Raw genomic sequence first — 5,397 nt, 5'->3', positions numbered from 1 at the left:
GATGTCGACAATGGCATTGCCGACATCATCGCCCAGTGCGACGAGGAATTCCTCGAGACCAACGGCATCATCAAGGGCGCGATGAACCTCATCGACACACAACGCGCCGAACTGCTCTACAGCCGCATGGGCCCGGCGATCGAGGCGTCCGGCAACACGGCGGCCGGTGTCGCCAGCTTCGGCGGCCGCGCCGCCTTCTTCGGCAAGGTTTCCAACGATGCGCTGGGCGAAATCTACGCGCACGACATCCATGCACAGGGCGTCGCCTTCGACACCACGCCGCTCAAGGGCGAGCCGCCGACGGCGCGGTCGATGATCTTCGTCACCCCTGACGGCGAGCGTTCGATGAACACCTATCTCGGCGCCTGCGTCGAGCTTGGGCCGGAGGATGTCGAGGCCGATAAGGCGTCTGGCGCCAAGGTCACCTATTTCGAAGGCTATCTGTGGGACCCGCCGCGCGCCAAGGAAGCGATCCGCCAGACGGCGAAGCTGGCGCACGCAGCAGGCCGCGAAGTGTCGATGACGCTGTCGGATTCGTTCTGCGTCGACCGCTACCGCGACGAATTCCTCGAGCTGATGCGTTCGGGCACGGTCGACATCGTCTTTGCCAACAGCCACGAGATCAAATCGCTCTACCAGACATCCTCGTTCGACGAGGCGCTGGCGCAGATCCGCAAGGATTGCCGGATCGCCGCCGTGACCCGCTCGGAAAAAGGCTCCGTGATCGTGCGCGGCGACGAGACGGTGGTGATCAAGGCGACCGCCATCAAGGAACTGGTCGACACGACGGGCGCCGGCGATCTCTATGCCGCCGGCTTCCTGCATGGCTACACGCAAGGCCGCGACCTGCAAACCTGCGGCGACCTTGGCTCACTGGCGGCCGGATTGGTGATCCAGCAGATCGGCCCCAGGCCCCGGCAGAATCTGCGCCGCGAGGCTGAGCAGGCGGGATTGCTGTAGGGGTCCCGACGCTTTTAACCTCTCCCCTTGTGGGAGAGGTCGGATTGCCCCGATTTGTCCTTTACAAATCGGATGGCAATCCGGGTGAGGGGTAGCTTGGCGCCAAGCTGGAACACCCCTCAACCGTCTTGGCGCTACGCGCCAATCCACCTTCTCCCACAAGGGGAGAAGGAAATGCCGTCGCGCAGTTGTCATACATCGCACCTACACGCAATCTGGGCGTCCCGCGACTGACATTTCGGTGCGCCCTCAGTCAGTTGGGGTGTCAAGAAATGCTGGACAGCATGCTGTCGGGCGGCCGGACCGGTTGCCGCCGCGATTTCCGTTTTCCGCACTAGAAGTTCAACAATCGGCCGCAGCTGAGGGGGAGCGCGCGGCCAGAAGACAGATGCATGAACAGATTTCAAATCCAGGGCCTCAAGCAGGACGACTTCGCGGAGATGGTCGCGGAAGACGTCGAACGTGCACTTGCCCACTATGACGAGGCCATCAACAAGCCCACCATGGTCTCGGTCGGCAAGATCGCCGGCAGCATAGCGTCCGCCGTCACCTTGCTGTCACCGAAGCACCGGCGCGCCATCGACGCCATCCATGCCGACCTGCCCGGCCTGGCCTCGAAATTCGTGCGCGCGCTGGCGGCGGAAGCCGCGCGCCGCAGCGAAGCCGGTATTGCCGGCGTGACAAATCCGCCGACGACCCCGTTGGCCGATGTCGAGCCTCCTTCGCTGCCAAAGTCCGACGATCTCGAATCGATGCTGATCGAGGACTGGGCCGGCCGCGTCGCCGGCTCGACCTATCTGGAAGAGCATCTGCGCATCGCCCGCTCGACCCTGCACCGCTGGCAGCGGCGGGGTGAGGTCATCGCCTTGCGCAAGGGCGGCCGCAAACATGTCTTCCCGCTGGCGCAGTTCGTCGACGGCCGGCCGGTTGCAGGCATTCGCGACGTGCTATCCCTGATCACCAATCCGAGGCTCGCATGGCTGTGGCTGACGCGGCCCTCGGCGCAGCTCGACGGCCGCGTCCCGATCGACTTGCTGCGGCAGGATCAGGTGGACGAGATCGTCGAGGCCGCGCGCGTATTCGCGCCGGGCTGAAGGCAGCGCGGACTCACCGCTGAGGCCAGCCCCTCAAGTCCCCGCCGTGTACGCCGCGATCGCCGCCATGTTGACGATATCGCTGTCCTTGGCATTCAGCGACACGATCTGAACCGGCTTGTTCAGGCCGACCAGCAGCGGCCCGATCACCGTCGAGCCGCCGAGTTCCTGCAGCATCTTGGTCGAAATCGAGGCCGAGTGGAACGCCGGCATGATCAGCACATTGGCCGGGCCGGTCAGGCGGATGAACGGGTATTGCGCCATGGCGCGGGCGTTGAGGGCGACGTCGGCGGCCATTTCGCCGTCATATTCGAAATCGACGCGGCGCTTGTCGAGGATGCGCACGGCTTCCTGGACGCGCTCGGAGCGTTCGCCCTGCGGATGGCCAAAGGTAGAATAGGCGAGCATGGCGAGCCTCGGCTCATAACCCATGCGGCGGGCAAAGCCTGCCGCCTCCTCGGCGATGTCGGCGATCTGCTCGGCGTTCGGCATATCGTGCACGGCGGTGTCGGCGACCAGCACGGTCTTGCCCCGCGCCAGCACGATCGAGACGCCGATGACGCGGTGGCCGGGCTTGGCGTCGATGACGCGGCGGATGTCGTCGAGCGCGGTCGAATAGTTGCGGGTGACGCCGGTGACGATGCCGTCGGCGTCACCCAGCGCCACCATGCAGGCGGCAAAGTGGTTGCGATCGTTGTTGATCAGCCGCTGGCAGTCGCGAAACAGGAAGCCTTTGCGCTGCATGCGCTCGTAGAGGTAGTCGGTGTAGATGCCGTTGCGGCGCGACAGCCTTGCATTAATGATCTCGATGCCTTGCTTGTTCAAGTCGATGCCGGCGTGCTTGGCGTTTTCCTTGATGACGTCGTCGCGGCCGAGCAGGATGGCGGTGCCGAGCTTCTGGTTCACATAGGAGACGGCGGCGCGCATGACCTGTTCCTCCTCGCCCTCGGCGAAGACGATGCGCTTGGGCTGGCGGCGCACGCGGTCGTAGATGCGCTGCAGGGTCGAGGCGATCGGGTCGCGGCGGGCCGACAGTTCCTGCGCGTAACGATCGAGATCGAGGATCGGCTTGCGGGCGACGCCTGAGTCCATCGCCGCCTTGGCGACCGCGATCGGGATGGCCGAGATCAGGCGCGGGTCGAACGGGACCGGGATGATGTAGTTGGGGCCGAATTTCGGACGATTGCCCTGATAGGCGGCGGCGACGTCGTCGGGCACGTCCTGGCGCGCCAGTGCCGCCAGCGCCTGGGCGGCGGCGATCTTCATGTCGTCATTGATGGTGGTTGCCCTGACATCCAGTGCGCCGCGGAAGATATAGGGGAAGCCGAGCACGTTGTTGACCTGATTGGGATAATCGGAACGCCCTGTGGCCATGATGGCGTCTGTGCGGATTTCGGCGACCTCCTCCGGCGTGATTTCCGGGTCGGGATTGGCCATGGCGAAGATGATCGGGTTCTTGGCCATCGACTGCACCATGGCGGTGGTCAGCGCGCCCTTGGCGGAGAGGCCGAGGAAGACGTCGGCGCCGTCGAGCGCCTCGGCGAGGCTGCGCGCCTCGGTCTTCACCGCATGCGCCGACTTCCACTGGTTCATGCCTTCGGTGCGGCCCTGGAAAACCACGCCCTTGGTGTCGCATAGGATGATGTTTTCCGGCGAAAAGCCCATCGCCTTCATCAGCTCGATGCAGGCGATGCCGGCGGCGCCGGCGCCGTTGCAGACCATTTTCGTGGTCTTCATGTCACGGCCGGTGATCTCCAGCGCGTTGATCAGGCCGGCGGCGGAGATGATCGCGGTGCCGTGCTGGTCGTCATGGAAGACCGGGATGTCCATCAATTCGCGCAGCCGCTGCTCGATGATGAAGCATTCCGGCGCCTTGATGTCCTCGAGATTGATGCCGCCGAAGGAGGGCCCGAGGAAACGCACGCAGTTGATGAACTCGTCGGCGTCCTCGGTGTCGACCTCGAGGTCGATGGAATCGACATCGGCGAAGCGCTTGAACAGCACCGCCTTGCCCTCCATCACCGGCTTGGAGGCCAGCGCGCCGAGATTGCCGAGACCGAGAATGGCTGTGCCGTTGGAGATGACTGCGACCATATTGCCGCGCGTCGTGTAGTCGAAGGCGCGCGAGGGGTCTTCGGCGATGGCCAGGACCGGAACCGCGACACCAGGCGAATAGGCGAGGCTGAGGTCGCGCTGCGTTGCCATGGGCTTGGTGGCGACGACCTCCAGCTTGCCCGGCCGACCCATGGCGTGGAATTCGAGCGCTTCCTGCGCACTGACGGACGGACCGCTGTTCTCGGTTTTCCTGGCCATGATGTACTTGATTTCCTCACCGGTGCAGCACCTCGTTGAAGCGGGTGCTTTGTGTCGGACCGAATTAAGACCACGCGCCGCCGCGTGTAAACCGCCAGCGTGCGGAATCGCGGTTGGTACGCGCGATTGCGGGCATCCTGCCGTCCCGGTCGTCCCCTGTTTTTCGAAGCCCCGGCATTAAACCGCGCGATCACATCTGCTAGCGTGCGGCGCATGAACATGCACAGCCCGAACGAGCCAGACGCCCCCGAGGCGATGACGCCGGTGCCGACCGCCCACGCCGGCGCCACGCCGATGATCGAGCAATTCATCGAGATCAAGGCGGCAAACCCGGATTCGCTGCTGTTCTACCGCATGGGCGATTTCTACGAGCTGTTCTTCGACGATGCCGAGAAGGCGAGCCGGGCGCTGGGCATCGTCTTGACCAAGCGCGGCAAGTATCAAGGGCTCGACATTCCGATGTGCGGCGTGCCGGTGCATGCTGCTGACGACTATCTGCAGAAGCTGATCGGCCAGGGTTTCCGCGTTGCCGTCTGCGAACAGATCGAGGATCCGGCCGAGGCGAAGAAACGCGGCGGCAAATCGGTGGTGCGCCGCGATGTGGTGCGGCTGGTGACACCAGGCACCATCACCGAGGACAAATTGCTGGCGCCGTCGGAATCGAGCTTCCTGATGGCGCTGGGGCGGGTGAAAGGCGGAGCGGACCACTCCTTTGCGCTGGCCTGGATCGACATCTCGACCGGCGCCTTCCGCGTCACCGACACCACCGCCGACCGGCTTTTGGCTGACATCTTCCGTGTTGATCCGCGTGAGTTGATCGTTGCCGAGCCAGTGTTCCACGATCCGGAGCTGAAGCCGGTGTTCGACGTGCTCGGCCGCGTCGCCAGCCCGCAACCACCGTCACTGTTCGATTCGGCGTCGGCGACAGGGCGCATCGCCCGCTTCTTCGATGTGGCGACGCCGGACAGTTTTGGCGCCTTTTCGCGCGCCGAACTGTCGGCGATCTCGGGCGCCATTGCCTATGTCGAGA

General features: G+C 64.5%; 3 protein-coding genes and 1 pseudogene. 3 read left to right on the top strand and 1 reads right to left on the bottom strand.

The window, feature by feature from the left end:
- The first annotated feature begins 15 nt into the window (after nt 1-15).
- Together EN955_RS33490 and EN955_RS33485 are read left to right on the top strand one after the other, a co-directional pair.
- The gene (locus EN955_RS33490; protein ID WP_127223552.1) at nt 16-960 is read left to right on the top strand and encodes an adenosine kinase; all 945 of its coding nucleotides are present in this window, start codon (nt 16-18) and stop codon (nt 958-960) included.
- A gap of 392 nt (nt 961-1,352) precedes the next feature.
- Complete coding sequence (locus EN955_RS33485) at nt 1,353-2,054, top strand: antitoxin Xre/MbcA/ParS toxin-binding domain-containing protein (RefSeq protein ID WP_024501795.1); 702 nt, start codon at nt 1,353-1,355, stop codon at nt 2,052-2,054.
- 33 nt (nt 2,055-2,087) lie between these two features.
- On the opposite strand, the gene EN955_RS33480 is transcribed toward EN955_RS33485, so the two are convergent.
- Entirely contained in the window at nt 2,088-4,367 is a 2,280-nt protein-coding gene (locus EN955_RS33480) for an NADP-dependent malic enzyme (RefSeq protein ID WP_024501796.1), read from the bottom strand.
- 213 nt (nt 4,368-4,580) lie between these two features.
- Here EN955_RS33480 and EN955_RS33475 point away from each other — a divergent pair.
- Nucleotides 4,581-5,397, top strand: a pseudogene (locus EN955_RS33475) (DNA mismatch repair protein MutS); the annotation flags it as partial.

It is taken from the genome of Mesorhizobium sp. M7A.F.Ca.CA.001.04.2.1 (genome assembly GCF_003998485.1).
Classification (GTDB): domain Bacteria; phylum Pseudomonadota; class Alphaproteobacteria; order Rhizobiales; family Rhizobiaceae; genus Mesorhizobium; species Mesorhizobium ciceri.
Note: the sequence above shows the minus strand (reverse complement) of the source record. Positions and strands in the feature narration are given on the sequence as shown.

Excerpts from the sequence above, each read along its gene's own strand:
- EN955_RS33485 (WP_024501795.1), top strand. The coding sequence starts at position 1,353 with ATGAACAGATTTCAAATCCAGGGCCTCAAGCAGGACGACTTCGCGGAG.
- EN955_RS33480 (WP_024501796.1), bottom strand. The coding sequence starts at position 4,367 with ATGGCCAGGAAAACCGAGAACAGCGGTCCGTCCGTCAGTGCGCAGGAA.